Raw genomic sequence first — 25597 nt, forward strand, 5'->3', positions numbered from 1 at the left:
GGGACCGAAGGTCCCGGGCAGCCCCTTTCCAGGCTCACCCCCGGAGGGCTACGCCTCCTTGCTCAGGTTCGGCCCGGCGCCGCCGGCCGCCTGCTCGATCGGCGGGACGTCGGGCAGCGCCGACTTCTCCTCACCCCGGAAGGTGAAGGTCTTGGCGTCGCCCTCGCCCTCGGTGTCCACGACCACGATGTGGCCGGGGCGCAGCTCGCCGAAGAGGATCTTCTCCGACAGGGTGTCCTCGACCTCGCGCTGGATCGTGCGGCGCAGCGGACGCGCGCCCAGCACCGGGTCGTAGCCCTTCTTGGACAGCAGCTCCTTGGCGGACTGGGAGAGCTCGATGCCCATGTCCCGGTCCTTGAGGCGCTCGTCGACCTTGTCGATCATCAGGTCGACGATCCGCAGGATGTCGTCCTGGCTGAGCTGCGGGAAGACGACCACGTCGTCGACGCGGTTGAGGAACTCGGGCCGGAAGTGCTGCTTGAGCTCGTCCTGGACCTTGTTCTTCATGCGCTCGTAGTTGGTCTTCGTGTCGCCCGCGGCGGCGAAGCCGAGGTTGAAGCCCTTGGAGATGTCCCGGGTGCCGAGGTTGGTCGTCATGATGATGACCGTGTTCTTGAAGTCCACGACCCGGCCCTGGGAGTCGGTCAGACGACCGTCCTCCAGGATCTGCAGCAGCGAGTTGAAGATGTCCGGGTGGGCCTTCTCGACCTCGTCGAAGAGGACGACCGAGAACGGCTTGCGGCGGACCTTCTCCGTCAGCTGGCCGCCCTCCTCGTAGCCCACGTAGCCGGGGGGCGAACCGAAGAGACGCGACACCGTGTGCTTCTCGCTGAACTCCGACATGTCGAGGGAGATCAGCGCGTCCTCGTCACCGAAGAGGAACTCGGCGAGCGCCTTGGACAGCTCGGTCTTACCGACACCGGACGGACCGGCGAAGATGAACGAGCCACCGGGACGCTTCGGGTCCTTCAGGCCGGCACGGGTACGGCGGATCGCCTTGGACAGCGCCTTGACGGCGTCGACCTGGCCGATGACCCGCTTGTGGAGCTCGTCCTCCATGCGCAGCAGGCGGGACGACTCCTCCTCGGTCAGCTTGAAGACCGGGATGCCGGTCGCCGTGGCGAGGACCTCGGCGATCAGCTCGCCGTCGACCTCGGCGACGACGTCCATGTCGCCGGCCTTCCACTCCTTCTCCCGCTTGGCCTTGGCGGCCAGGAGCTGCTTCTCCTTGTCGCGGAGGGAGGCGGCCTTCTCGAAGTCCTGCGAGTCGATCGCGGACTCCTTGTCGCGGCGGACGCCGGCGATCTTCTCGTCGAACTCGCGCAGGTCCGGCGGCGCGGTCATCCGGCGGATGCGCATCCGGGAGCCGGCCTCGTCGATCAGGTCGATCGCCTTGTCCGGCAGGAAGCGGTCCGAGATGTAGCGGTCGGCGAGCGTGGCCGCCTGGACCAGGGCCTCGTCCGTGATGGAGACACGGTGGTGCGCCTCGTAGCGGTCGCGCAGGCCCTTGAGGATCTCGATCGTGTGCGGCAGCGACGGCTCCGCGACCTGGATCGGCTGGAAGCGGCGCTCGAGAGCCGCGTCCTTCTCCAGGTGCTTGCGGTACTCGTCCAGCGTGGTGGCGCCGATGGTCTGCAGCTCACCGCGGGCCAGCATCGGCTTCAGGATCGAAGCGGCGTCGATGGCGCCCTCGGCGGCACCCGCACCGACCAGCGTGTGCAGCTCGTCGATGAACAGGATGATGTCGCCGCGGGTGCGGATCTCCTTGAGCACCTTCTTCAGGCGCTCCTCGAAGTCACCGCGGTAGCGGGAGCCGGCGACCAGCGCGCCGAGGTCCAGGGTGTAGAGGTGCTTGTCCTTGAGGGTCTCGGGCACCTCGCCCTTGACGATGGCCTGCGCGAGGCCCTCGACGACGGCGGTCTTGCCGACGCCGGGCTCACCGATCAGGACCGGGTTGTTCTTGGTACGGCGGGACAGCACCTGCATGACCCGCTCGATCTCCTTCTCGCGCCCGATGACCGGGTCGAGCTTGGACTCACGAGCGGCCTGGGTGAGGTTCCGGCCGAACTGGTCGAGGACCAGGGACGTGGAGGGCGTGCCCTCGGCAGGACCGCCGGCGGTGGCGGTCTCCTTGCCCTGGTATCCGGAGAGCAGCTGGATGACCTGCTGCCGCACCCGGTTGAGGTCGGCACCCAGCTTGACCAGGACCTGGGCGGCGACGCCCTCGCCCTCACGGATCAGGCCGAGCAGGATGTGCTCCGTGCCGATGTAGTTGTGACCCAGCTGGAGGGCCTCGCGGAGCGACAGCTCCAGGACCTTCTTGGCACGGGGGGTGAAGGGGATGTGACCCGACGGGGCCTGCTGGCCCTGCCCGATGATCTCCTCCACCTGCTGGCGGACCGCCTCGAGCGAAATCCCGAGGCTCTCAAGGGCCTTGGCGGCGACACCCTCACCCTCGTGGATCAGGCCCAGGAGGATGTGCTCGGTGCCGATGTAGTTGTGGTTGAGCATCCGGGCTTCTTCCTGAGCCAGGACGACAACCCGCCGCGCGCGGTCGGTGAACCTCTCGAACATCGTTAATCGCTCCTCAGAGCGGTCAGGCAGTAAGGGGAACTTCCCCTCCCTGTCCTTCCGCAGCTTAGTCCCGCAAGCGGGGACCGCTCATTCCAACTGCCGACACCGTCGATGGCCTCCTGACCCCTGACGCCGACATCTGCCACAACCCGATGGTGCGAGACGATGTTCCCGCAGGCCAAGCACTTACCCCACTCGCCAGTACGCCGATGGCGAACGTGAGACGGCCCAATCTGCGTGTCGCCCCCTCCCACTAGGGATGTCTTACCCGCACGCACTGGCACTCCATGCCGCGCGCATCGATTCCCTCCGCTACGGGCGAACAACCTTGCGCCTCCCCGCACCCCCGCACGCCCCCACTTCCGGCACTCTGCGCATTCGCCCCGGTACCCAGCGTAACCCGCGTGCCTTTCCGGCTGTTGCACTTGGCATGGCCGGCGCCCCGCCCTCGGTTCCCACACCCTCGCTTCCCACGCACCCCGCAGCCCCCACGCTTCCGTTCCCTCGCCGACCGCTCGAAGCGGGCGGCCCGGGCTCGGCCCCGTCCCCCTGGGAGCGGGGGCGGTCGTGGTACGAGAACGTGCTCGGCTGGCCGACGGTGCCCGGGGTTCCGGTGCGGCTCCGCACGGGTGTCCGCTTCGACGTCCTGGACGTCCCCGCCGAGGCCGGTCACGCGGCACTGGAACGGCTCGGGCGATCCGGTCCGGTCCTGCGGCGCCCCGGCTTTCCGGTGGCCGTGCGGGGCGGGCGGATGTCGCTGCTCGTGGCGGCGGGAAGCGCGGAGGAACTGCCCGGGCTGCTGGAATGGCTGGAATGGGGTGCGCTGCCGCTCGACCTGACGGCGGTCGGTGCGGGCGGCTTCATGGAGGCGCCCATGACACCCGGGCCCGGGCCGTCCGGGCTGCCGCCGCGCCCCCCGGGCCGCGACGGCCCGCAGGGGGCCGCCGTCTGGCTGCGACCCCCGGAACCGGGGTGCGGGGTCGAGGCCTCGCTGCCGACACTGTCGGCCATGGGGGGCACTGGACCGGCCCCCGATCTCGCACGGCTGGTCCACACGCTGGCGACTCAGTGCCACCGGGTCCGGCTCTCCCCGCCCTCCCGGACCTGCCGGCCGACGCGCTGAGGCCGTCCGGGACGGGTCCTGTGGCGCGGGTCGGGTGCGGTGGTCAGCCGTTGGCCTGCTCGTACGCCTCGCGAACCTTCGCGGGAACACGGCCGCGGTCGTTGACGTCCCAGCCGTTCTCCTTCGCCCAGGCGCGGATCGCCGCGGTGTCCTGGCTGCCACCGGAAGACGCGCGCGCCTTGCCGCGGCCGCCCGAAGCACGGCCCCCGGTACGGCGGCCGCCCTTCAGGTAAGGGTCGAGAAGACTGCGGAGCTTGTCCGCATTGGCGGTGGTGAGATCGATCTCGTACGTCTTGCCGTCCAGCGCGAACGTCACGGTCTCGTCTGCCTCGCCACCGTCGAGGTCATCGACAAGAAGGACCTGAACCTTCTGTGCCACCGGATTTCCTTTCATCGATAACTTGAGGGCCGGAGGTCCGCCGGCATCCGCCGTATCGCCGCCCCTTGTTATATGCAGTACTGCACTACGTCGGAAAGCAAACCGCTTTTGCCGGAAAAACACAAACCCCCGGCGGAGACCGGGAGCCTGCCCCGGGGCCGAAAAGATACGCGTTTCGGACATAGGGAACCCGCGAACGGTCCGTCGGCGGAATAACTGCGGCGAAGGACTGCGCAGGAGTGCGGATGCCGGACGATGCCCGGTGATCACAGATGCAGAAGCATCCGGCTGTTGCCCAAGGTGTTCGGTTTCACTCGTTCGAGACCCAGGAACTCCGCTACGCCCTCGTCATAGGAACGCAGCAGCTCCGCGTAGACATCCGCGTCGACGGGCGTCTCCCCGATCTCCACGAAGCCGTGCTTGACGAAGAAGTCCACTTCGAAGGTCAGGCAGAAAACGCGGCGAACACCGAGCCGGCGCGCGGTCTCCAGCAACTTCTCCAGCAACTGATGGCCGACGCCGACGCCCTTCAGACCGGGCTTCACCGCGAGAGTCCGCACTTCAGCGAGGTCTTCCCACATCACGTGCAGGGCACCGCAGCCGACCACCTCGGCGTTGTCGTCCCGTTCCGCGATCCAGAACTCCTGGATGCTCTCGTAAAGCGTCACCATCGCTTTGTCGAGCAGGATGCGGTCACGGACGTACGCGTCGAGGAGCCGGCGCACGTCGGGGACATCGCTGGTGCGGGCCCGCCGGACGGTGATGGCTTTTGACATGTGGGGACGCTATCGCTCGCCGGCGTCCGGTGCCGAGCCGGGGCCCGGTGCGGGGGTTTCGGGGCCCGGCGCGCGGGTTTCGGGGCCCTGCGCGCGGGTTTCGGGGCCCTGCACGATGCGGATGGCATCTCTGAGTGCCTCGCGCTGTTCCTCGCTCATCATGCCGAAGAAGGCGATGAGGGCGGCGGTGGGGTTGTCACTCTGGGACCAGGCGTCGTTCATCAGCGCGGCGGCGTACGCGGCGCGGGTGGAGACCGCCTCATATCGATAGGCCCGGCCTTCCGCCTCACGGCGCACCCAGCCCTTCTGATGGAGATTGTCCAGAACGGTCATCACGGTGGTGTACGCGATGGACCGTTCCTGTTGGAGGTCTTCCAGGACTTCTCGAACGGTCACGGGGCGGTTCCACTTCCACACCCTCGTCATGACCGCGTCTTCGAGTTCTCCCAATGGGCGAGGCACGCTCTGAACGATAGTGGGAGATCCCGGCGATCGCGTGCCGGACGTGCACCTCTATGGGCACATGGGCACAAAAAGGGCGTACGGCTCCTCGCGGTGGGTGCGGGGAGTCGTACGCGGGTGAGGTGCCGGCCCCGCCGAGGGGGAGGTGGCGGGCCGGTCAGGCCTCGGGGTGCGCGGGTGCCTGGCGGGCGCCCTCCGCCCGTGCGAGGGCGGCGTCGACGGCCGCGTCCTCCTTGGCCTTGTTGGCGCCGCCCTGGGTCTTCACGATCACCCTGATCACGCCGATGAAGAACACGGCCATGACGGCCGGGGGCAGGAGCGCGGAGACGTAGTCCATGGATCCAGGGTAGCCAGCCCGGGTCAGCCGGCGACGAGGTGGTGCCGGGAGCCGGGGGCGAGCGGGGCCGGCCTGCGGCGGGGGAAGACCTCGCCGGGGGTGGGGACGGGACGTTTGGGGGTGGCGGGGGTGGGCTGGGGGGCCGGTTTCCGGGCGGGCTTCTGTGCGGGTTTCCCGTCCGGCTGCTGGCCGCCGGGAAGGGCGTGGAGGCGGGAGCGCGCGGCGGGGAGGGGGATGGTGACCCCCGGAGCCGCCATGACCCCCGTGGCGGCCGTGCCTGCGGAGGCTGCGGCCGCCCTGGCGGCCGTGGGCCCGCAGCGGGCCAGGAGGGCGGCCGCGGCAGGGTTGCCGCGCAGGGCTCCCAGGGCGGCGAGATCGTCCGTGTCCGGGCGGTGTCCGGCGCCCAGAGCCTCGTCCAGGAGCGCCAGGTAGCCGGTGGCGGTACCGGGGAGCGCGGCGCGGTACCGGGCGAGGTCGGCCACCAGGAAGGCGCGCAGCCGGGCGCCCTCCCGCATCGCCTCGTCGAGCGACTCCGCGAGGCGTAGGCAGTCCTGGGCCTCCTCCGTCGAGACGGGGCTGGGGTGCAGGGCGAGGGCGAGGGCGCGCCGGAGCACACGCAGCTCCTGAGCACCGAACGCCATACCGCCGCGGGATCCGTAGGGCGTGGGCATGCGGCGACGATACGCGCTAATCAGACAAACCCGGCATAGGGTGCGGGTGTGGCGTGGGGGGCCACTCGGATGCGGGCGCCCGCGTCACCCTGTGCGCGTTCGGTGGGGGGCGGGTGGCGCGTTCCGTGGGGGGGGCTGGTGGCGCGTTCCGTGCGGGGTAGGTGGCGCGTTCCGTCGTCGGAACAGCGTGGCGGAGCGGGGGCGCCTGCGGGGGTGGCGGGGTTCTGACGCGCCACCCTGTGCGAGCGGCCTGCCTTCCGGACCACGCCCCCGGGCCGCGTCTCCGCCGGTCCACGTCCCGGGTCCACGCCCCCGGGGTCCGGTCCCCACCCCGGGGCCGCACACTCGGGCCGGGAGTCCCCGGGCCCACACCCCCGATCCGCGCCCGCGCCGTCGGCTACATGCGGGACACGTTCCGCTCGTACACCAGCCGCAGCCCCATCAGCGTCAGCCACGGCTCGTGTTCGTCGATGACCGAGGACTCCCCCAGCACCATCGGCGCGAGCCCGCCCGTCGCGATGACCGTGACGTCGTCCGGGTCGTCGGCCAGCTCGCGGGCCATGCGGTGGACGACGCCGTCGACCTGGCCGGCGAAGCCGTAGATGATCCCGGACTGCATGGCCTCGACCGTGTTCTTGCCGATCACGCTGCGGGGACGCGCCACCTCGATCTTGCGGAGCTGTGCGCCCTTGACGCCGAGCGCCTCGACCGAGATCTCGATGCCGGGGGCGATGACCCCGCCGATGTACTCCCCGCGCGCGCTGACCGCGTCGAACGTCGTCGCCGTGCCGAAGTCCACGACGATCGCCGGGCCGCCGTAGAGCTCCACGGCGGCGACCGCGTTGATGATGCGGTCCGCGCCGACCTCCTTGGGGTGGTCGGTGAGGATCGGGACGCCCGTCTTCACGCCCGGTTCGACGAGGACCGCGGGGACGTCGCCGTAGTAGCGGCGGGTGACCTCGCGCAGTTCGTGCAGGACCGAGGGGACCGTCGCGCAGATGGCGATGCCGTCGATGCCGTCGCCCAGTTCGTCGCCGAGGAGCGGGTGCATGCCCATCAGGCCCTGGAGGAGGACCGCCAGCTCGTCGGCCGTGCGGCGCGAGTCCGTGGAGATGCGCCAGTGCTCGACGATGTCCTCGCCGTCGAAGAGGCCGAGGACGGTGTGTGTGTTGCCTACGTCGATCGTCAGCAGCATGGGCTCTACTCCGCCGCTCGAAGGTCCAGGCCGATGTCCAGGATGGGGGAGCTGTGGGTGAGGGCTCCCACGGCCAGGTAGTCGACGCCCGTCGCCGCGTACGCCTTGGCGTTGTGCAGGGTGAGGCGGCCGGACGCCTCCAGGGTGGCGCGGCCGGCGACCAGGGCCACCGCCTCCTCGCACTCTTCCGGGGTGAAGTTGTCCAGGAGGATCAGGTCGGCGCCCGCGTCCACGACCTCGCGGAGCTGGTGCAGGGTGTCGACCTCGACCTCGATGGGGACGTCGGGGAAGCGTTCGCGCACGGCCTGGAAGGCCGCCGCCACGCCGCCCGCGGCCACCACGTGGTTGTCCTTGACCAGGGCCGCGTCCGAGAGGGACATGCGGTGGTTGACGCCGCCGCCGCAGCGGACCGCGAACTTCTCGAGGGAGCGCAGGCCCGGGGTGGTCTTGCGGGTGTCGCGGACCTTGGCCTTCGTCCCCTCCAGGGCGTCCGCCCACGCGCGTGTGGCCGTCGCGATGCCCGACAGGCGGCACAGGAGGTTCAGCGCGCTGCGCTCGGCGGTGAGGATGTCGCGGGTGCGGGTGGTGACGGAGAGGAGCTTCTGGCCGGCCTCGACGCGGTCACCGTCCTCGACGTGGCGCTCCACCTCGAACTCGTCCGTGCAGACGACCGACATGACCGCCTCGGCGACCCTGAGGCCCGCCACCACGCCCGCCTCACGCGCGGTGAAGTCGGCGGTGGCCACGGCCTCCTCGGGAATCGTCGCGACCGTCGTCACGTCCACGCCGCCCGCCAGGTCCTCCTGGACGGCGAGGTTCGCGAGGTCCTCGACCTCCACGGGGTCGAGTCCGGAGTCCAGCATGAGGGCCGCGAGCGCGGGGTCGAGACCGCACTCCATGTAGGCCTCTTCGTCGGTGTCCGCGCCGCAGGCGCAGCCGTCGCCGCAGCCTCCGGTGGAGGCGAGGGGAAGATCGGGGGTGTTCACTGCTGTCACTGCTCCTGGGGACGCTGCGCCGGCTGGGGACTGTGGATGGTCGGGGGGAATTCTGGCGTGTCCGTGGTGTGCACGGCGAGGGACCGGTCCGGATTCAGGCGTACGACGATGTGGCGCCGCCACGTCGTGTCGTCGCGGTCCGCGTGGTCCTCGCGCCAGTGGCAGCCGCGGGTCTCCTCGCGCCGGGCCGCCGCGGCCACCAGGACGCGGGCCACGCACAGGAGGTTGGTGGCCTCCCAGGTGTCGACGCCCGGCTCGGACGTCTTTCCGTTCTCGTGCAGGGCTTCGCGGGCCTCGGTGTGGAGGTGGTGCAGCCGGTCGGCGGCCCGGGTGAGGGAGCCGGCCGAGCGCAGGACGCCGGCGCCCGCGGTCATGATCCGCTGGATCGTGAGGCGGGCCTCGGGCGGGAGGAGGGGGTGCGCCGGGAGGCCGGGGTGCGGGACGGGGGCGGGCACGCGCGCGTGGAGGGTGCCGTCCGCGTGGCTCGCCGCGATGTCGGCGGCGATGCGCTCGGCGTAGACCAGGCCCTCCAGGAGGGAGTTGGAGGCCAGGCGGTTGGCGCCGTGCACGCCCGTGCAGGCGACCTCGCCGCACGCGTACAGGCCGGGGACCGTCGTACGGCCGCGGGCGTCGGTGCGGACGCCGCCGGAGGCGTAGTGGGCGGCCGGGGCGACCGGGACCGGCTCGGTGACCGGGTCGATGCCGTGCGCCCGGCAGGCGGCGAGGATCGTCGGGAAGCGGTGCTCCCACATGTCGGCGCCGAAGTGCCGGGCGTCGAGGTACATGTGCTCGGCGTCCTGCTCCCGCATGCGGCGCATGATGCCCTTGGCGACGATGTCGCGGGGGGCGAGTTCGGCCAGCTCGTGCTGTCCCGCCATGAAGCGCACGCCGTCCGCGTCCACCAGGTGGGCGCCCTCGCCGCGTACCGCCTCGGAGACCAGGGGCTGCTGGCCCTCGGCGTCCGGACCGAGGAAGAGGACCGTGGGGTGGAACTGGACGAACTCGAGGTCGCTCACCTCGGCGCCCGCGCGCAGGGCGAGCGCGACGCCGTCGCCCGTCGAGACGGACGGGTTCGTCGTGGCCGAGAAGACCTGGCCCATGCCGCCGGTGGCGAGGACGACGGCGGGGGCGTGGACCGCCCCGACGCCGTCGTGCTGTCCTTCGCCCATGACGTGCAGGGTGACGCCGGCGGTCCGGCCGTCCGCGTCCGTGAGGAGGTCCAGGACGAGGGCGTTCTCGATCGTGCGCATCCCGCGCGCGCGTACCGCCTCCACCAGGGCCCGGGAGATCTCCGCGCCCGTGGCGTCGCCGCCGGCGTGCGCGATGCGGCGGCGGTGGTGGCCGCCCTCGCGGGTGAGGGCCAGGCCGCCCTCGGCGGACTCGTCGAAGTGCGCGCCGGTGGCGATGAGGCGGCGTACGGCGTCGGGGCCCTCGGTGACCAGGAGGCGGACCGCTTCCTCGTCACACAGGCCCGCGCCGGCGACCAGGGTGTCGTCCAGGTGTTCCTCGGGGGTGTCGCCCTCGCCCAGGGCCGCGGCGATGCCGCCCTGCGCCCAGCGGGTGGAGCCGTCGTCGAGGCGGGCCTTGGTGACGACGACCGTCCGCAGGCCGGCCGCCTCGCAGCGCAGGGCGGCGGTGAGGCCGGCGACGCCGGAGCCGACGACCACCACGTCCGCGGCGATGGCCCAGCCGGGCGCGGGCGCGTGCAGTCGTATGCCTGTGCTGGTCACGAGGCGGCTCCGAAGGTGAGGGTGACGTTGTCGATCAGCCGGGTCGCGCCGACCCGGGCGGCGACGGCGAGGACGGCCTCGCCGGTGTGGTCGTCACCGATCTCGGTGAAGTCGGACGGGTCTACCAGGGCGAGGTAGTCCAGCTCCAGCGGCGGATCGGCGCGGGCCGCGTCGTCCAGTACGAGGCGCGCGGCGGCCCGGACGGCCGCGGCGCTGCCCGGCGCGGATGTGGCCACGGCATGGGCGTCGGCCGCCGCGCGGGACTCGCCCAGGGCGCTGAGGGCCTCGGCGCGCGCCTGTGTGGCGGGCACTTCGCGGGCCCGTGCGCGCAGCGCCTCCTGGGCGGCGTGCCGGTCCAGGCCGGCGAAGAGCGCCTGGGAGAGCGCGAGGGCGGTGCGGCGCTCCCTCGTCGAGAGGTAGCGGTTGCGGCTGGACAGTGCCAGGCCGTCCTCTTCGCGCACGGTGGGGACGCCGACGATCTCCATGCCGAAGTTCAGGTCGCGGACCATGCGGCGGATCAGGGCGAGCTGCTGGGCGTCCTTCTGGCCGTAGAGGGCCAGGTCCGGGCGGGTGAGGTGGAGCAGCTTGGCGACGACGGTGAGCATGCCGTCGAAGTGGCCGGGGCGGGAGGCGCCCTCAAGGCGTTCACCCATGGGGCCCGCGGTGACGCGCACCTGGGGCTCGCCGCCCGGATAGACCTCGTCGACGGCGGGGGCGAAGACGGCGTCCGCGCCCGCCCGCCCGGCGATCGCCAGGTCGGCGTCCAGGGTGCGCGGGTAGCGGTCGAGGTCCTCACCGGCGCCGAACTGCAGCGGGTTGACGAAGACGGTGACGACGACCTCGCCGTCCGGGCCCACGAGGTCACGGGCCGTACGGATCAGGGTGGCGTGGCCCTCGTGCAGGGCGCCCATGGTCATCACGACGGCCCGGCGGCCGTGCCGTACGCGCGCGTGCAGCTCGTCGGCGGTGCGCAGCAGGACGGGCGGGGTGGGGGTCATCGGGCGTCTCCCTCGGTGCCGTCGGAGCTGTCGGTGCCGTCGGTGTTTTCGGTGTTGTCGGTGCCTGTGGTGCCGGTGCCGGTGCCTCTGTTCCCGGCAGCCCCGGCGGCCCCGGCGGCCCCGTCGGCGAGTACCCCGAGCAGGTCCTCGGCGAGTTCGGCTTTCAGCAAGCCGTGGTCCAGCGCCCGGTCGGCGGTCGCGCGCGCCATCGCCAGATAGCCGGCGACGGCCTGCGGGGCGTGTGCGCGCAGCTCCACGATGTGCGCGGCGACCGTGCCCGCGTCCCCGCGCGCGACGGGGCCGGTGAGGGCCGCGTCGCCGGAGCGCAGGGCGTTGTCGAGGGAGGCGCCCAGCAGCGGGCCGAGCATGCGGTCGGGCGCCTCGACGCCCGCGGTGCGCAGCAGCTCCATCGACTGCGCGACCAGGGTGACGAGGTGGTTGGCCCCGAGGGCGAGCGCGGCGTGGTACAGCGGGCGCTTGTCCTCGGCGATCCACTCCGGCTCGCCGCCCATCTCGATGACCAGGGCCTCGGCGACCAGCCGCAGCTCCTCGGGCGCGGTGACGCCGAAGGAGCAGCCCGCCAGGCGCTGGACGTCCACGGGGGTGCCGGTGAAGGTCATCGCCGGGTGCAGGGCCAGCGGCAGGGCCCCGGCGCGCAACGCCGGGTCCAGGACCCTCGCGCCGTACCGCCCGGAGGTGTGCACGAGCAGCTGGCCCGGCCGCACCGCCCCGGTCTCGGCGAGTCCGGTCACCAGGCCGGGCAGGGCGTCGTCGGGGACCGTCAGCAGGACCAGCTCGGCGCGCTGGAGGACCTCGGCGGGCGGCACGAGCGGCACGTCCGGGAGCAGCGCCGCGGCGCGTCGTCTGGAGGCGTCGGAGACCCCGGAGACGGCCACCGGGCGGTGCCCGGCGAGCGCGAGGGACGCGGCCAGCGCGGGGCCCACACGTCCGGCGCCGACGACGCCTACGGTGAGCCGCGCGGGGCGGTCCTTGGGGTCTGGCTGTGGGGTTGTGTTCACGCGACGGCGGCCTTCCCGTTCCAGTCCGCTCGGGGTACCGGACGATTTCTCGTCATGTTAACGCGATTGGTTCGGGGTACGTCCGGTCGTCCACAGGCTGTGGGTTTCCGTGCGGCGGCGGGGCACACCCCAGCACTCCCACGCGCGCACACGGGGACGCGCGGCGGGACGTACGGGAAACCCGGATGCCCGCACCGACGTCCGCGCGGCATGATCGCGGCATGAGCGATACGGCGGAACAGGACGAGCGAGCGGAACAGGACGAGCGGCGGCCCGGGGAGACGGCCGGGGAGGCGGCCGGGGCGGAGCCGGCGGAGGGACCGGCGGAGGGATCCGCGGAGGAACGGAGCCGGCGACTGCGGGAACGGCGCGTGGCCGCCCACCGCAACGCCCGGCGGGTGCTCGCCGGGCCGGGGTTCGGCACGACCCTGCGCGAGCGGCTCGCCCTGCTCGACGGCGCCGCCGAGCTGTACGACCTCGACGAGCCGTCCGACATGTACGGCAACGGTGTCGTGGAGGCCCTGGAGGAGAAGGTCGCCGCCCTGCTCGGCACCGAGGCCGCGGCCTTCTTCCCCACCGGCACCATGGCCCAGCAGGTGGCGCTGCGCTGCTGGGCGGGCCGCACCGGCAGTCCGGTCGTCGCCCTGCACGGGCTCAGCCATCCCGAGATGCACGAGCGCAACGCCTTCAGCCTGGTCAGCGGCTTGCGCCCGGTACGGGTGACCAGCGCGCCCCGGCTGCCGACCGCCGCCGAGGTACGCGACTTCGAGGAGCCGTTCGGGGCCCTGATGCTGGAACTGCCGCTCAGGGAGCCCGGTTTCGTCCTGCCCACCTGGGAGGAGCTCACCGACGTCGTCGAGGCCGCGCGGGAGCGCGACGCGGTGGTCCACTTCGACGGGGCCCGTCTGTGGGAGACCACCGTCCACTTCGGCCGCCCCCTGGCCGAGATCGCGGGCCTCGCGGACAGCGTGTACGTCTCGTTCTACAAGTCCCTCAAGGGCTACGGAGGCGCTGCCCTGGCAGGCCCCCGGACGCTGACCGAGGAGGCGAAGGCATGGCGGCACCGGTACGGCGGCGCGGTGTTCCAGCAGTTCCCGACGGTCCTGTCGGCACTGGCCGGCCTGGAGCGCGAACTGCCCCGGCTGCCGGAGTACGTGACCCACGCGCGCGTGGTGGCCGCCGCGCTGCGGGAGGGCTTCGCGGAAGCCGGGCTGCCGTGGGCGCGGGTACAGCCCGAGGAGCCGCACACCCACGAGTTCCAGGTCTGGCTGCCGTACGACGCCGAGGTCGTCGGCGAGGCCGCGGTCCGGCACGGCGAGGAGACGGGGACCATGCTCTTCTCCCGGGGGTGGCTCACACCCGGCCCGGGACTCGCCGTCACGGAGGTCAGCGTGGACGAGGCGGGCCTTCGGTGGACGGCGGACGACGTGAAGGCGGCGGTCGCCGACTTCGCGGCCAGGCTGGAGGGTTGACGCGACCGGGCTCGCGTAGTGACCGGTCAGGTCGGGACTACTGACCGGTCGGACCGGGAGGACCGAGCGGTCGGGCCGGGAGGACCGAGCGGTCGGGCCGGGAAGACCGAGCGGTCGGGCCGGGAAGACCGGGCGGATTTGACCGGGCGGACCGGGCGGCCCCGGCGGACTGGCCGGTCGGGCCGGAGTGCTGCCCGGCCCCGCGCCGGCCACCCGGGTCAGCCGAGGGCACGCGGCCACAGGGACCACCACCGGCGCAGGGCCCGCCGTACCCGGCCGTGCGCCGGACGGCCGGCGAGGACGGCGTGGAACTGTCGGCGGTCGTGCCACTCGCGCACGACCTGCCAGTCGTGCGCGCCGGGCGCGGGCGGTGCGGGCTCGCCGAGCTGCCGGGCCCGGTAGGTGTCGAGGAGGTACTGCTGGGTGATGCTCATGGGGTCGCCTTCTCGAAGGAACGTGTGGTGGGAATCGGGCTCCGCGGCTGCCCCGGTGCCTCCAGGTTGCTCCGGTACGGCCCTCCCGTCGCGCCGATTGACGGCGGGCGTCAATCGGCGGTGGCGTTGTCGGTGGTGGGGTGCACCATGAGGGCATGAGCGTGCGTATCGACATCGCGGGGCTGCGGCCGGAGAGGGTCGCCGTCGTGCCCTCGCCCCTGGCCGAGCTGGGCATGGCGCTGCACGCCCTGTCCGAGCCGGGGCACCACCCGGGTCTGCAGGGCTGGGCGACGGGTGTGACCGCACGGCTCGACTCGCATCTGGCCGACCGGATGTGCGAGGCCGACTTCCTATGGCGGACGACGTTCTCGGACCTGTTCATGCCGTTCGCCGGGGTACCGGGACGCAGCACACTGCCCGGCGCCACCCTCGCCGAGGACCTGGACCTGCTCGACAAGCTGTCCGACGAGCAGTTCGTGGACGCGGCGCTGGAGTTCACCTGCGCCCTGCCCTACAGCACCGGCGGGGCCTCCGCGCTCGCGGACGCCGAGACGCGCCGGCGCGCACTGGACCTGGCCGCCGCGCGCGGGCCGCAGCAGCTGCGCTTCAGCGAGCGCCTGCTGGCCGATCCGCCGCGGATCCGGGGATGGCTGCGGCAGTTCGCGCAGGACTGCGACGAGGCGTTCTTCGCGGATGCCTGGTCGCGGCTGCGCCACCAACTCGCTGCGGACGCCCGCCACAAGACGGACCTGCTGCGCCGCAAGGGGCTCGCCGAGGCGCTGGCCGCCGTGTCCCCGGCGGTGACGCTGGACGAGTCCGCCGCGCGGATCACGGTCGACAAGCTGGGCGACGGCCGTTCGGCGACGGCGGACGGCGGACTGCTGCTCGTCCCGACGAGCCTGGGCTGGCCGCACCTGATGGTCCTCCACCGGCACGACTGGCAGCCGGTGCTGCACTATCCCGTCGGCTCCCCCGAGCTGGCCTCGCCGCCGTCGGTCGAGCAGCTGACACTGCGGATGTCCGCGCTGTCCCACCCGGTCCGGATGCGGATCTGCCGCCATCTGGCCCGCAGCGCGTACACCACGAGCGAGCTGGCGCAGGCGCACGGCATGACGGCCCCGGAGATATCCCGGCACCTCGGGGTGCTGAAGAAGGCGGGCCTGATCACCACCCGCCGCCGCGGGCGGTACGTACTGCACCAGCTGGACGTGACGGTGGTGGCCCGGCTGGGCAGCGACTTCCTGGAGGGAATACTCCGGTAACCGCCGTCCCACGGCGGTTACCGGCAGGTCGGGGCGCCGACGGGCCCGGTCCACCGGCAGGTCAGTCGAACCGGATGTGGCGGATTCCGACCCCCGCCTGCCTCAGACGCGTACGCAGCGCGCCCTCGTTGTTGGGCTTCAGGGTGAGTCCCGCCAGCACGGCGATCCGGTCCGCGGTCTTCGGGACGGTCGCGTGGTCCGTCCACAGGTGCTCGGCGAACTCCGGCTCCCGCAGCCGTTCCAGGCAGCGGTCGAGCTGCTCCACGGCCCAGCTCTCGCGGCGCAGCCCGGCGTCCTTCCCGGCGACGTACCGCAGGACGGGCCCGAAGCCGCGCCCGTGCAGCCGCCGCAGGACGGTCTCGCGTTCGGCGAGGAGGGTGAAGTGGTGGACGTCGTGGCCGAGTTCGCGCAGCCGGCCGACGGTCTCGGCGAAGTACCCGGAGTCGGTGACCGTCATGGGCGCGATCACCACGCCGTCGTGCTCGGTGAGGGCCAGGTCGAGGACCTCCACGACACCCCGCCGCCAGGAGGCCAGGTCCTGGAAGTCGCCCCGCAGCCCGGGCGGCAGCATGCGGTGCAGGCCGAAGCCCACGTGCTCGGGGTCGCAGACGACGCTGCCGGGCAGCCTGCGGTGTATCTCGTGCGCGGTCTGTGTCTTGCCGCCCCCGAAGGGGCCGTTGATCCACAGGAGCATGCCGGAGACCCTACCGACGCGGGACCCGCCGCGGGCGCCGACGGCCCGCTCCGCTGTCAACCCGGACCGCCGACGGCCCGCTCCGCCGTCAACCCGGACCGCCGCCGACCCGGCCCGCCGTCAGCCCGGTCCGCCGTCAGCCCGGTCCGCCGCCGGCCCGCACCAGCCCGGTCTCGTAGGCCAGGACGACCACCTGCACCCGGTCGCGCAGGCCGAGCTTGGTCAGGATGCGGCCCACGTGCGTCTTCACGGTCGCCTCGGACAGCACGAGCCGGGCCGCGATCTCTCCGTTGGACAGGCCCTGCGCGACCAGCACCATCACCTCGCGCTCGCGCTCGGTGAGCCGCTGGAGCCCCGTGTGCCGGGGCTCCTGACCGGTGGTCGGCAGCATCGGCGCGAACCGGTCCAGGAGCCGGCGGGTGGTGGAGGGGGCGACCACCGCGTCGCCGCTGTGCACGGAGCGGATGGCGGCGAGCAGCTCGCCGGGCGGCACGTCCTTGAGCATGAAACCGGAGGCGCCCGCCTTCAGCGCCGAGAAGGCGTACTCGTCGAGGTCGAAGGTGGTCAGGATCAGCACCTTCGGCGCGTTCGGGTCCACGCAGATCCGGCTGGTGGCCTCGACTCCGTCGAGCTTGGGCATGCGGACGTCCATCAGGACGACGTCCACGGAGGTGGAGCGCAGCACCTGGAGGGCCTCGACGCCGTCGCCCGCCTCCGCGACGACCTCCATGTCCGGCTGGGCCGCCAGCACCATCCGGAACCCGGTGCGCAGCAGCACCTGGTCGTCGACGAGCATTACACGGATCGCCATCGGGGCCTCTTCCTTACAGGTGTCAACGCGGTACGTGCGTAGGGAGACGTGTCTCAGTGTGCGGGTTTCAGCGGCAGCAGCGCACTGATGCGGAACCCTCCTCCCGGCCGCGGACCCGCGTCCAGGGTGCCGCCGACCATGCCGACCCGCTCGCGCATGCCGATCAGGCCGTGGCCCTGGCCGTCGTAGCCGCCCTCCTCGTACAGCTCGTGCGGGGCTCCCTTGCCGTCGTCCTCGATGAGCAGCCCGAGCCCGTCGTCGAAGTAGACCAGGCGCACGCTCGCGCCCGCGTTGGGACCGCCGTGCTTGCGCGTGTTGGTCAGCGCCTCCTGCACGATGCGGTACGCGGTGAGCTCGACGCCGCTGGGCAGCTGACGCGGAGTGCCCTCGACCTTGAAGTCGACGGGCAGACCGGAGCCTCGGCATTCCTCGACGAGTTCCTCGATCTGCTGGACGTCGGGCTGCGGGACGTACTCGCCGGCCTCCTGGTGCTCGCCGGTGCGCAGTACGCCGAGCAGGCGGCGCATCTCCGCGAGCGCCTGGCGGCCGGTGGAGGAGATGGTCTCCAGCGCCTTCTTGGCCTGGTCGGGGGCCGCGTCCAGGACGTAGGCGGCACCGTCGGCCTGCACCACCATCACGGACACGTTGTGCGCGACGACGTCGTGCAGCTCGCGCGCGATCCGGGCGCGCTCGGCCGCGACCGCGACCTTGGCCTGCGCCTCGCGCTCCTTCTCCAGCCGGGCGGCCCGCTCCTCCAGCTGCGCGAAGTAGGCGCGGCGGGTGCGGACGGAGTCGCCGAGCACCCAGGCGAGGGCGAAGGGCACCCCCTGGAAGACCGTTATGGCGATGTTGGCGCCTATGCCCAGATCACCGTCGGACCAGCGCAGCTGGGCGACGGGAGACGCGCACAGGCCCGTGACCAGCGCGGTACGGGAGGCCCACCGGGCACCCTTCGCGGCCACCGTGTAGACGATCACGAGGAAGGCGAAGTCGGCCGGCAACGTCGCGACGTCCAGCGCCAGCTGCGCCACGCCGAGTCCGACGGCCAGCAGCAGCATCTTCTCCGGCAGCCGCTGCCGCAGCGCGATCACGGCGCAGAGCGGCACCGTGAGGGAGAGGATCAGCGCCGTGGAGTCCGTCCCGTACCCCCGCGGCTGCGGGGAGACCGCGGACACCACGGAAATCCCGAGCACGACGAGGGCCCAGAAAAAGTCGACCCCGGTCGGGTGTCTGCGGATGAAGTCGTAGAGGCGCTGCACGTAACCCAGCGTATGGAAGCGGAATAGGTGCAGGGGTCAACCGGAGGGCCGATCCGCGCTCCCCGCGCATACTCCGCAAGGTGGAGGCTTCGTTCTCCCGTGCGCCTAGCCTGGGCGTGTGACGCGAGAGACAGCAGGGACAGAGGGGGCAGCAGGGGCCCCGGGGACTGCGGGAGCAGCAGAGCCCACAGAGGTCTCAGGGGCGTGTACGGGCTGGCGCAGCTGGCGGGAAGCCACGCAGGACGCCCTCTACGGACCGGCCGGGTTCTACCGCGGTCCCGAGGGGCCGGCCGGGCATTTCCGCACGTCCGTGCACGCGTCGCCGCTGTTCGCCGGGGCCGTGGCGCGGTTGCTGTGCCGGGTCGACGAGGCGCTGGGGCGGCCCGCGGCTCTGGACTTCGTGGACATGGCGGCCGGGCGGGGCGAACTGGTCACCGGGGTACTGGCCGCTCTCCCCGCCGACGTTGCCGCCCGCACCCGCGCGTACGCCGTCGAGGTCGTCGGCCGCCCCGACGGGCTGGACCACCGGATCGAGTGGCTCGGCGAGCCGCCGCCCGGCACGACCGGGCTGCTGTTCGCCAACGAGTGGCTGGACAACGTACCCGTGGAGGTGGCGGAGGTGGACTCCGCGGGTGTGGCGCGGCGGGTCCTCGTCCGGGACGACGGGACCGAGCGGCTCGGGGAGCCGGTGGACGGGGCCGAGGCCGCGTGGCTGGCGCGGTGGTGGCCGCTGCCCGGCGAGGAGGGACTGCGGGCCGAGATCGGGCTTCCCCGGGACACCGCCTGGGCGTCCGCCGTGTCGGCACTGGACGCGGGGCTCGCCGTGGCCGCCGACTACGCGCACACCGTGGACGCCCGTCCGCCGTTCGGGACGCTCACCGGCTTCCGGGAGGGGCGGGAGACGCCGCCGGTGCCGGACGGGTCGTGCGACATCACCGCGCATGTCGCGCTGGACGCGTGCGCGGCGGCCCACACCGCGAGGTGCACTCCGGAGCGCACGCCCCCGGACGCGCTTCTGCGCCCCCAGCGCGAGGCTCTGCGCGCCCTCGGTGTCGCGGGCGCACGCCCCCCGCTTGCACTGGCCTCCACCGACCCCGCGGCGTACGTACGCGCCCTCGCGGCCGCCTCGCAGGCCGCCGAGCTGACCGCGCCGGGCGGGCTCGGCGGGCTGGGCGACTTCATGTGGCTGATCCAGCCGGTCGGGCCCGTCGACGCCGCCGCGCTACTTGTCGATGTCCCCGACCACGAAGAACAGTGACCCCAGGATCGCCACCATGTCCGAGACCAGCGTCCCCGGCAGCAGCTCCGCCAGCGCCTGGATGTTGTTGTACGACGCCGAGCGCAGCTTCAGCCGGTACGGGGTCTTCTCACCCTTGCTGACCAGGTAGTAGCCGTTGATGCCGAGCGGGTTCTCGGTCCACGCGTAGGTGTGGCCCTCGGGCGCCTTCAGCACCTTCGGGAGCCGCTGGTTGACCGGCCCGGGCGCCAGCTCGGCCAGGCGGTCCAGGCAGGCGTCGGCGAGGTCGAGGGCGTTGTGCGTCTGCTCCAGGAGGCACTCGAAGCGGGCGAGGCAGTCGCCCTCGGTGCGGGTGACGACCTTCAGGGTGTCCTGGAGTTCGCCGTAGGCGAGGTACGGCTCGTCGCGGCGCAGGTCGAAGTCGACGCCGGAGGCGCGGGCGATGGGGCCGCTGACCCCGTAGGAGTGCACGGCCTCGGGGCTCAGGGCGCCCACGCCGCGCGTACGCCCCCGGAAGATCTCGTTGCCGAGCACCAGGTCGTCGAAGACGTCCATGCGCGAGCGCACCGCCGCGACGGCGCCGCGCGCGCGGGTGGCCCAGCCGGCCGGCAGGTCCTCCTTGAGGCCGCCGACGCGGTTGAACATGTAGTGCATGCGCCCGCCGGAGACCTCCTCCATGACGTTCTGGAGGACCTCCCGCTCCCGGAAGGCGTAGAAGACCGGGGTGATGCCGCCCAGCTCCAGCGGGTACGACCCCAGGAACATCAGGTGGTTGAGCACGCGGTTCAGCTCCGCGAGCAGCGTCCGCGTCCACACCGCGCGCGTGGGGACCTCCATGCCGAGCATCCGCTCCACGGCGAGGACCACGCCCAGCTCGTTGGAGAACGCCGACAGCCAGTCGTGGCGGTTGGCGAGCACGATGATCTGACGGTAGTCACGGGCCTCGAAGAGCTTCTCCGCGCCGCGGTGCATGTAGCCGATCACGGGCTCCGCGCTCGTGATGCGCTCGCCGTCCAGGACGAGCCGCAGCCGCAGCACGCCGTGCGTGGACGGGTGCTGGGGCCCGATGTTGAGCACCATGTCGGTGCTCTCCGCGGCGCCGCCGATACCGACCATGGTCTCCGTCGTAGGAGTCATGCACACAGTCTCCCCTACGTACGCTGGCTCCATGGATACGGGGAGCCCTGACGACACGGGCGCGGCGGGGGCGACGGAGGCAGAGCCGGAGTCGGTGCGGGAGGTGGTGCGGGAGGTGGTGCGGGAGCCGGTGCGGGACGAGCCGGAGTGGACCGGCCTGCCGCCGGGACTGCTGCGCATGCGGCGGCTGTTGCTGGTGGTGTGGCTGGGGCTGCTCACGCTCGCCGCGGGCGTGCTGCCCGGACTGTTCCTGGGTCCCTTCTGGGCGGCCCTGGCACTGCTGCCGCTGACCCTGATGGCATGGGGCTGGGTCATGCTGGAGCGCAACTGGCGCTCCTGGCGGTACGCCGAGCGCGCCGACGACCTGCTGATCAGCCGGGGCGTGCTGTGGCGGGAGCAGACCGTCGTCCCGTACGGGCGGATGCAGCTGGTCGAGGTGACCTCCGGCCCGGTCGAGCGCCACTTCGGCCTGGCCAGCGTGCAGCTGCACACGGCCGCCGCCGCGACCGACGCGACCATCCCGGGCCTCGACCCGGCCGAGGCGGAACGCCTCCGCGACCGGCTCACCGAGCTGGGCGAGGCCCGATCGGCGGGGCTGTGACGACGCCCGGGGCGGAGGGCGGCACCGCCGGGAGCAAGGCCGCCGAGGCCGGAGACCCCGGCACCGCGGCGGAGCACGACGCCACCGGAACGACGGACGGCGCCACGCCGACGACAGACGCCTCCACACCCACGACAAACGGTGCCACGCCCACGACAAACGGTGCCGCGCCCACGACAGGCAGCGCCACCCCCACGACAAGCAGCCCCACGCCCACGACAGGCAGCCCCACGCCCACGACAGGCAGCCCCACGCCCACGACAGACGGCCCCGCATCAGCAGACGGCGGCACCGCACCGGCGGCGGACGGCGCCCGCGGCGAAACCCGCGCCACGGGGCCCGGAGACGACGATGTCGTCGAGCGGCGTCTGCACCCCGTCACACCGCTGCGACGCGCGTGGGCGCCGGTCGCCGTGGTCGTCGGGTGGGCCGTGCACGATCCCGACCAGGCGCAGCGCCAGCTGACGCGGCTGACCACGACCCACCTGCTGCTCGGACTCGCCGTACTGATCCCGGCCGCCGCCCTCTACGGCTTCCTGACCTGGTGGTTCACCCACTTCGCGGTGACCGACACGGAGCTGCGCATCCGCACCGGACTGCTGTTCCGGCGCACCGCGCACATCCGGCTCGAACGCGTCCAGGCCATCGACGTCACCCAGCCCCTGCTCGCCCGCGTCGTAGGGGTCGCCAAACTCAAACTCGACGTCATAGGCACCGGCAAGAAGGACGAACTGGCCTTCCTGGGCGCCGACGAGGCCCGCGCGCTACGGGCCGAACTGCTCGCCCGCGCGGCCGGACTGGCACCCGAGACCGCGCACGAGGTCGGCGAGGCACCCTCCCGGCAGCTGCTGCGCGTGCCGCCGCGCGTGCTCGCCGTCTCGCTGCTGCTGACCGGCGCGACCTGGGGGACGTTGATCGCCGCCGTCGTCGTCCCCACCCTGCTGTGGCTCGCCACCCACAACCTGTGGACGGTCGTGGCGACCGCACTGCCGCTGCTGGGCGCCGCGGGCGCGAGCAGTGCGGGCCGGTTCGTCGGGGAGTACGACTGGACGGTGGCCGAGTCCCCGGACGGGCTCCGCCTGGACCACGGGCTGCTGGACCGCGCGCACGAGACGGTGCCGCCGGGCCGGGTGCAGACCGTGCGGATCGTGGAGCCGCTGCTGTGGCGGCGGCGGGGCTGGGTGCGGGTGGAGCTGGACGTCGCCGGGTCGTCGAACTCCGTGCTGCTGCCCGTCGCCCCGCGCGAGATCGCGGAGTCGGTCGTGGCGCGGGTACTGCCCGGGGTGAGCGTGCCGGCGGGCCCGGCACTGTCGCGCCCGCCGCGCCGGGCGGCCCGGTGCAGGCCGCTGTGGTGGCGCGGCTACGGGCTCGCCGTCACCGACACGGTCTTCGCCGCCCGGTACGGGCTGCTGCGCCGCAAGCTGGCGCTGGTGCCGCACGCCAAGGTGCAGAGCGTCCGCGTCACACAGGGGCCGTGGCAACGGGCGCTCGGACTGGCCGACGTACGGGTGGACACGGGGGCGAACAAGACCGTGACCGCTCGGCTGCGCGACGCCGACGAGGCGGCGCGGCTGCTGCGGGCCCAGGCGGAACGCTCCCGGACCGGACGGCGGGACGCACCGCCGGACCGGTGGATGGCCTGAGGCCCTGCGGTCACCGCCGGTCGCTGTCGGCCGGCGTCGGCGGGCAGTGACCGGTGTCAGGACACCGCGCTGCGCAGCCCCTGTACGTCGATCTGCTCCGTCTCGTCGTGGGCCGTCAGGTCGATCACCTGGCCCACCCCACGGGACTCCTCGCCGGCCGGCCTGAAGTCGGCCTCCGCCTCGGCCTTGTGCACGGCGAGGGCCTCCTGGCCGACCACGTCGGCGAGGTCCTCGTTCTGAACGGCCTCCATGGCGTCGGGCGACGACGTCCCGTCCTCGGTGTTCTTCGTGCCGAAGAAGTCGAAGCCGCCCTCGACCGCCGGACGCCGCGCCGGAGCCGCTGGTACGACGGCCACCGCGGTCGGCACCGAGAAGTGCCCGGTGCCGGTGGCCCGCCGAGTGGGCTGGTCGGGGTGACCGGGCCGCTCGCCGGACCGGCCGGACTGATCGGACTGGTCGGACTGATCGGACTGAGCAGACTGATCGGGCTGCTGACCGGGCTGATCGGTTCCGTCGGGCCGACTCCCCGGGGAGGCGGCGGTGCGCTCGTGTCCGTCGGTCGCCTCGGGCCGCCTCTGCGCCCCGTCCTCCTGCGCGGTCTCCGCCGCCGCGCTCTCACCACCGCCGCCGTTGCCGCCGCCGTCCCCGTCGCCACCGTCGCCGGCGCCGTCGCCGTCGCCGGAGTCATCACCGCCGTCGTGGTCGCCACCGTCCGGACCGGCGTGCGTGTCCGCGTCGAACCGCGCCAGTGCCGCGTTCGCCCGCAGGAACAGCCGGGAGCCCGCGGGGGAGAAGACGGCGGGAGCGTCCCCGGTGACCTCCCCGGAGGTCTCCGCAGCGGCCTCGGAGACCTCTGCGACGGCCCGGGAGACCGCTGCAACGGCCTCGGCGGCCGACACGTCCTCGGCCCGCTTCTCCCCCGCCGGTGCCGGTCGTGCCGCCGGCAGCGCGGGCGCCTGCGGCACGGCATCGATCTCCAGCAGGCGGCGGCCCTCCAGCGCACTGGCGCGCTCGGTCTCCGCCGTGGCGTAGCGCCTCAGCAGGGAGGCGTGCTCGTTGCGCAGCCCCGCCAGTTCCGTGCGCTTCGCCCGCAGCCGGTGCTCCAGCTTCGCGCGGAGCTCGCGCGACTCCTCCAGGTCGGACTCCAGTTCGGCGACCCGCTCCTCGTAACGCCACTCATCGCTCGCCCGCGCGCGCGTGAGGTCGGCGACGCGCCTGCCCGCCTGCGTGTCCCAGTGGCGCATGACGACCGCGCCGGCGACGGCCGTGACCGCGGCGGCGGCGGCCAGTGAGCGCAGGATCATCGCTTCGCTGAACACCCAGGGGCCGAGGCCGCAGACGACGGAGACGCCTGCGATCGCCGACGGGGGAAGCAGCCTGTGCAGGGGCGGGGAATGGCGGTGACGTCCACGTGGCATGGCCAGAAACTTACCGCGCGTAGGCGAATCTTGGCGCCCCGCCCCGTAAAAACACAACCATCTCCGATGTGTTCACACGGCATCAGGAATCCACGTGCCCACCGGTGGGCCAATTACCTCAAGATCATTTATGCGGGTGCGCGTCGACTCGCTCCGCGGGCCGCTCACCGGGCCGCTCACCGAGCCGTTCGCTGAGCCGTTCGCTGAGCCGTTCGCTGAGCCACTGCAGCGTCGCGGGAATCTCGCGCCGCCAGGTATTGAAGTTGTGCCCACCGCTTTCCAGGATGATCGACGAGATGCGCGTCGGCTTCTTGTCCTTCACGCGCTCAATGAACTTCAGGGTGTCCTTGTAGTTCGTCTCGCCGGACTCACTGCTGGTGACGAGCAGCGAAGTGTCGGGCGCGGGCATGTTCTTGAGATACCACCACAGGTCGGCCCGGTTCTTCCGTTCCGTGTCGCCCTGGAAGAGATCGCCCGTGGTGGGGTCACTGGGCGCGTCGTAGTACGCGGAGAGGCCGGCCCCGGCGGCGTACACGTCGGGATGGTGCAGGGCGAGCTTCAGGGCGCAGTAGCCGCCGGTCGAGTTGCCGACGACGCCCCAGCTTCCCGGCCCCCGGTCCACCCGGTAATGCGCCGTCACCGCCTCGGGAAGGTCCTTCGCGAAGAACGACTCCGTCTGCGGGCCGCCCGGCACGTCCACGCACTCCGTGTCGCGCGGCGGCGCCACCGTCGGCCGCAGCATCACCAGGATCATCGGCCGCATCCGGCCGGCCTTGGCCAGGTCGAGTGCCGTGCGCGGGTACCGCAACTTGTCCACCAGCGCCTCGGCCGTCCCCGGATAACCGGTCAGGACGACGGACGCGGGAAAGGTACGGGTGCGGTGGCGCGCCTGGAAGTACTCCGGCGGCAGATAGACGTACGCGGGCGTCGCGATACGCGTCGTACGGCCGGTGATCCGTATCTCGTGGATCCGCCCGGTGACGTCGGGCCGCGCCCCGCCCGCCTGCGTGACCCGCCGGTCACCGACGACCCGCAGCCGGCTGTCGGCGCCGTCGGCCGAGTGGTCGACGACCACTCCCTGTCCGTTCTCCCGGCCGAACAGGTCGGCCCAACTGCCGTAGAAGCCGAAGGACTGGTTGGCGACCAGTCCCACCGCGGCGAAGACCGCCAACTGGGTGGCGAGCAACAGCCCCACCCGCCCCAGGACGGCCCGCCAGGTACGCCCGGCCAGCCGTGGCCACAGCCACACCGTGCCGGCGAACAGCAGCACGCCGGACAGGACCGCCAACGCCAGCACCTTGTCGCTCGTGAGACCCATGCGTCGCTACCTGCCTGCGCTTTCCGTACGTCACGTCCGTTCGGGCCATCCG

General features: G+C 72.6%; 24 protein-coding genes. 6 read left to right on the top strand and 18 right to left on the bottom strand.

From position 1 onward, the window contains the following. Nucleotides 1-48: 48 nt before the first annotated feature. On the bottom strand, nt 49-2574 hold the full coding sequence (locus ACZ7G3_RS13585) for an ATP-dependent Clp protease ATP-binding subunit (RefSeq protein ID WP_426557712.1): 2526 nt from the start codon (nt 2572-2574) through the stop codon (nt 49-51). A 430-nt stretch (nt 2575-3004) separates the two neighbouring features. Between ACZ7G3_RS13585 and ACZ7G3_RS13590 the strand changes: the two genes are divergently transcribed. Beyond that, the gene (locus ACZ7G3_RS13590) at nt 3005-3697 is read left to right on the top strand and encodes an SCO3374 family protein (protein ID WP_470925485.1); all 693 of its coding nucleotides are present in this window, start codon (nt 3005-3007) and stop codon (nt 3695-3697) included. A 43-nt stretch (nt 3698-3740) separates the two neighbouring features. On the opposite strand, the gene ACZ7G3_RS13595 is transcribed toward ACZ7G3_RS13590, so the two are convergent. The 10 genes from ACZ7G3_RS13595 to ACZ7G3_RS13640 all read right to left on the bottom strand — a co-directional run bounded on the left by ACZ7G3_RS13595 (nt 3741) and on the right by ACZ7G3_RS13640 (nt 12259). Further along, complete coding sequence (locus ACZ7G3_RS13595) at nt 3741-4076, bottom strand: histone-like nucleoid-structuring protein Lsr2 (RefSeq protein WP_426601773.1); 336 nt, start codon at nt 4074-4076, stop codon at nt 3741-3743. 266 nt (nt 4077-4342) lie between these two features. After that, complete coding sequence (locus ACZ7G3_RS13600) at nt 4343-4852, bottom strand: amino-acid N-acetyltransferase (RefSeq protein WP_426601774.1); 510 nt, start codon at nt 4850-4852, stop codon at nt 4343-4345. Between the two features lie 9 nt (nt 4853-4861). Next, complete coding sequence (locus tag ACZ7G3_RS13605) at nt 4862-5278, bottom strand: BlaI/MecI/CopY family transcriptional regulator (protein WP_470925794.1); 417 nt, start codon at nt 5276-5278, stop codon at nt 4862-4864. Nucleotides 5279-5471: 193 nt separating this feature from the next. Then, the gene (locus ACZ7G3_RS13610) at nt 5472-5651 is read right to left on the bottom strand and encodes a hypothetical protein (protein ID WP_279564289.1); all 180 of its coding nucleotides are present in this window, start codon (nt 5649-5651) and stop codon (nt 5472-5474) included. A gap of 23 nt (nt 5652-5674) precedes the next feature. Continuing rightward, the gene (locus tag ACZ7G3_RS13615) at nt 5675-6322 is read right to left on the bottom strand and encodes a hypothetical protein (protein ID WP_470925488.1); all 648 of its coding nucleotides are present in this window, start codon (nt 6320-6322) and stop codon (nt 5675-5677) included. A gap of 397 nt (nt 6323-6719) precedes the next feature. Further along, nucleotides 6720-7517 (bottom strand): type III pantothenate kinase, encoded by a 798-nt coding sequence (locus tag ACZ7G3_RS13620; protein WP_426601776.1) that lies wholly within the window; start codon nt 7515-7517, stop codon nt 6720-6722. 5 nt (nt 7518-7522) lie between these two features. Then, nucleotides 7523-8503 carry a carboxylating nicotinate-nucleotide diphosphorylase gene (gene nadC / locus ACZ7G3_RS13625; RefSeq protein ID WP_470925795.1) on the bottom strand — a complete coding sequence of 327 codons (981 nt, stop codon included), beginning with the start codon at nt 8501-8503 and terminating at the stop codon, nt 7523-7525. Nucleotides 8504-8508: 5 nt separating this feature from the next. Beyond that, the gene (locus ACZ7G3_RS13630; protein ID WP_470925490.1) at nt 8509-10242 is read right to left on the bottom strand and encodes an L-aspartate oxidase; all 1734 of its coding nucleotides are present in this window, start codon (nt 10240-10242) and stop codon (nt 8509-8511) included. Further along, nucleotides 10239-11240 carry a pantoate--beta-alanine ligase gene (gene panC / locus ACZ7G3_RS13635; RefSeq protein ID WP_470925492.1) on the bottom strand — a complete coding sequence of 334 codons (1002 nt, stop codon included), beginning with the start codon at nt 11238-11240 and terminating at the stop codon, nt 10239-10241. Before panC ends, ACZ7G3_RS13630 begins: the two co-directional genes overlap by 4 nt. Beyond that, on the bottom strand, nt 11237-12259 hold the full coding sequence (locus ACZ7G3_RS13640; RefSeq protein ID WP_470925493.1) for a Rossmann-like and DUF2520 domain-containing protein: 1023 nt from the start codon (nt 12257-12259) through the stop codon (nt 11237-11239). The genes panC and ACZ7G3_RS13640 overlap by 4 nt, the downstream gene beginning before the upstream one ends. Before the next feature lie 221 nt (nt 12260-12480). Between ACZ7G3_RS13640 and ACZ7G3_RS13645 the strand changes: the two genes are divergently transcribed. Continuing rightward, nucleotides 12481-13731, top strand: a complete 1251-nt coding sequence (locus tag ACZ7G3_RS13645) for a threonine aldolase family protein (protein WP_470925494.1) — start codon at nt 12481-12483, stop codon at nt 13729-13731. A gap of 218 nt (nt 13732-13949) precedes the next feature. Here the strand turns inward: ACZ7G3_RS13645 and ACZ7G3_RS13650 are convergent, their stop codons facing one another. Further along, on the bottom strand, nt 13950-14165 hold the full coding sequence (locus ACZ7G3_RS13650; RefSeq protein WP_470925496.1) for a hypothetical protein: 216 nt from the start codon (nt 14163-14165) through the stop codon (nt 13950-13952). A gap of 155 nt (nt 14166-14320) precedes the next feature. Between ACZ7G3_RS13650 and ACZ7G3_RS13655 the strand changes: the two genes are divergently transcribed. Beyond that, on the top strand, nt 14321-15427 hold the full coding sequence (locus ACZ7G3_RS13655; protein ID WP_470925497.1) for a DUF5937 family protein: 1107 nt from the start codon (nt 14321-14323) through the stop codon (nt 15425-15427). 61 nt (nt 15428-15488) lie between these two features. On the opposite strand, the gene ACZ7G3_RS13660 is transcribed toward ACZ7G3_RS13655, so the two are convergent. The 3 genes from ACZ7G3_RS13660 to ACZ7G3_RS13670 all read right to left on the bottom strand — a co-directional run bounded on the left by ACZ7G3_RS13660 (nt 15489) and on the right by ACZ7G3_RS13670 (nt 18191). Next, nucleotides 15489-16121, bottom strand: a complete 633-nt coding sequence (locus tag ACZ7G3_RS13660) for an AAA family ATPase (protein ID WP_470925499.1) — start codon at nt 16119-16121, stop codon at nt 15489-15491. 136 nt (nt 16122-16257) lie between these two features. Continuing rightward, complete coding sequence (locus ACZ7G3_RS13665; protein WP_426601784.1) at nt 16258-16932, bottom strand: response regulator; 675 nt, start codon at nt 16930-16932, stop codon at nt 16258-16260. 53 nt (nt 16933-16985) lie between these two features. After that, on the bottom strand, nt 16986-18191 hold the full coding sequence (locus ACZ7G3_RS13670; protein WP_470925501.1) for a sensor histidine kinase: 1206 nt from the start codon (nt 18189-18191) through the stop codon (nt 16986-16988). Nucleotides 18192-18309: 118 nt separating this feature from the next. Between ACZ7G3_RS13670 and ACZ7G3_RS13675 the strand changes: the two genes are divergently transcribed. After that, the gene (locus tag ACZ7G3_RS13675) at nt 18310-19449 is read left to right on the top strand and encodes an SAM-dependent methyltransferase (RefSeq protein ID WP_470925502.1); all 1140 of its coding nucleotides are present in this window, start codon (nt 18310-18312) and stop codon (nt 19447-19449) included. On the opposite strand, the gene ACZ7G3_RS13680 is transcribed toward ACZ7G3_RS13675, so the two are convergent. Continuing rightward, the gene (locus tag ACZ7G3_RS13680; RefSeq protein ID WP_426601787.1) at nt 19414-20565 is read right to left on the bottom strand and encodes an NADH-quinone oxidoreductase subunit D; all 1152 of its coding nucleotides are present in this window, start codon (nt 20563-20565) and stop codon (nt 19414-19416) included. The genes ACZ7G3_RS13675 and ACZ7G3_RS13680 overlap by 36 nt on opposite strands. A gap of 31 nt (nt 20566-20596) precedes the next feature. On the opposite strand from ACZ7G3_RS13680, the gene ACZ7G3_RS13685 reads away from it, so the two are divergent. Further along, nucleotides 20597-21166 (top strand): PH domain-containing protein, encoded by a 570-nt coding sequence (locus ACZ7G3_RS13685; protein WP_470925504.1) that lies wholly within the window; start codon nt 20597-20599, stop codon nt 21164-21166. Nucleotides 21167-21534: 368 nt separating this feature from the next. Then, complete coding sequence (locus ACZ7G3_RS13690; RefSeq protein ID WP_426601806.1) at nt 21535-22809, top strand: PH domain-containing protein; 1275 nt, start codon at nt 21535-21537, stop codon at nt 22807-22809. Nucleotides 22810-22865: 56 nt separating this feature from the next. On the opposite strand, the gene ACZ7G3_RS13695 is transcribed toward ACZ7G3_RS13690, so the two are convergent. Beyond that, entirely contained in the window at nt 22866-24227 is a 1362-nt protein-coding gene (locus tag ACZ7G3_RS13695) for a hypothetical protein (RefSeq protein WP_470925506.1), read from the bottom strand. Between the two features lie 124 nt (nt 24228-24351). Further along, nucleotides 24352-25545 (bottom strand): alpha/beta hydrolase, encoded by a 1194-nt coding sequence (locus tag ACZ7G3_RS13700; RefSeq protein ID WP_470925508.1) that lies wholly within the window; start codon nt 25543-25545, stop codon nt 24352-24354. Between the last annotated feature and the right edge of the window lie 52 nt (nt 25546-25597).

The organism is Streptomyces sp. NPDC037271 (genome assembly GCF_055603605.1).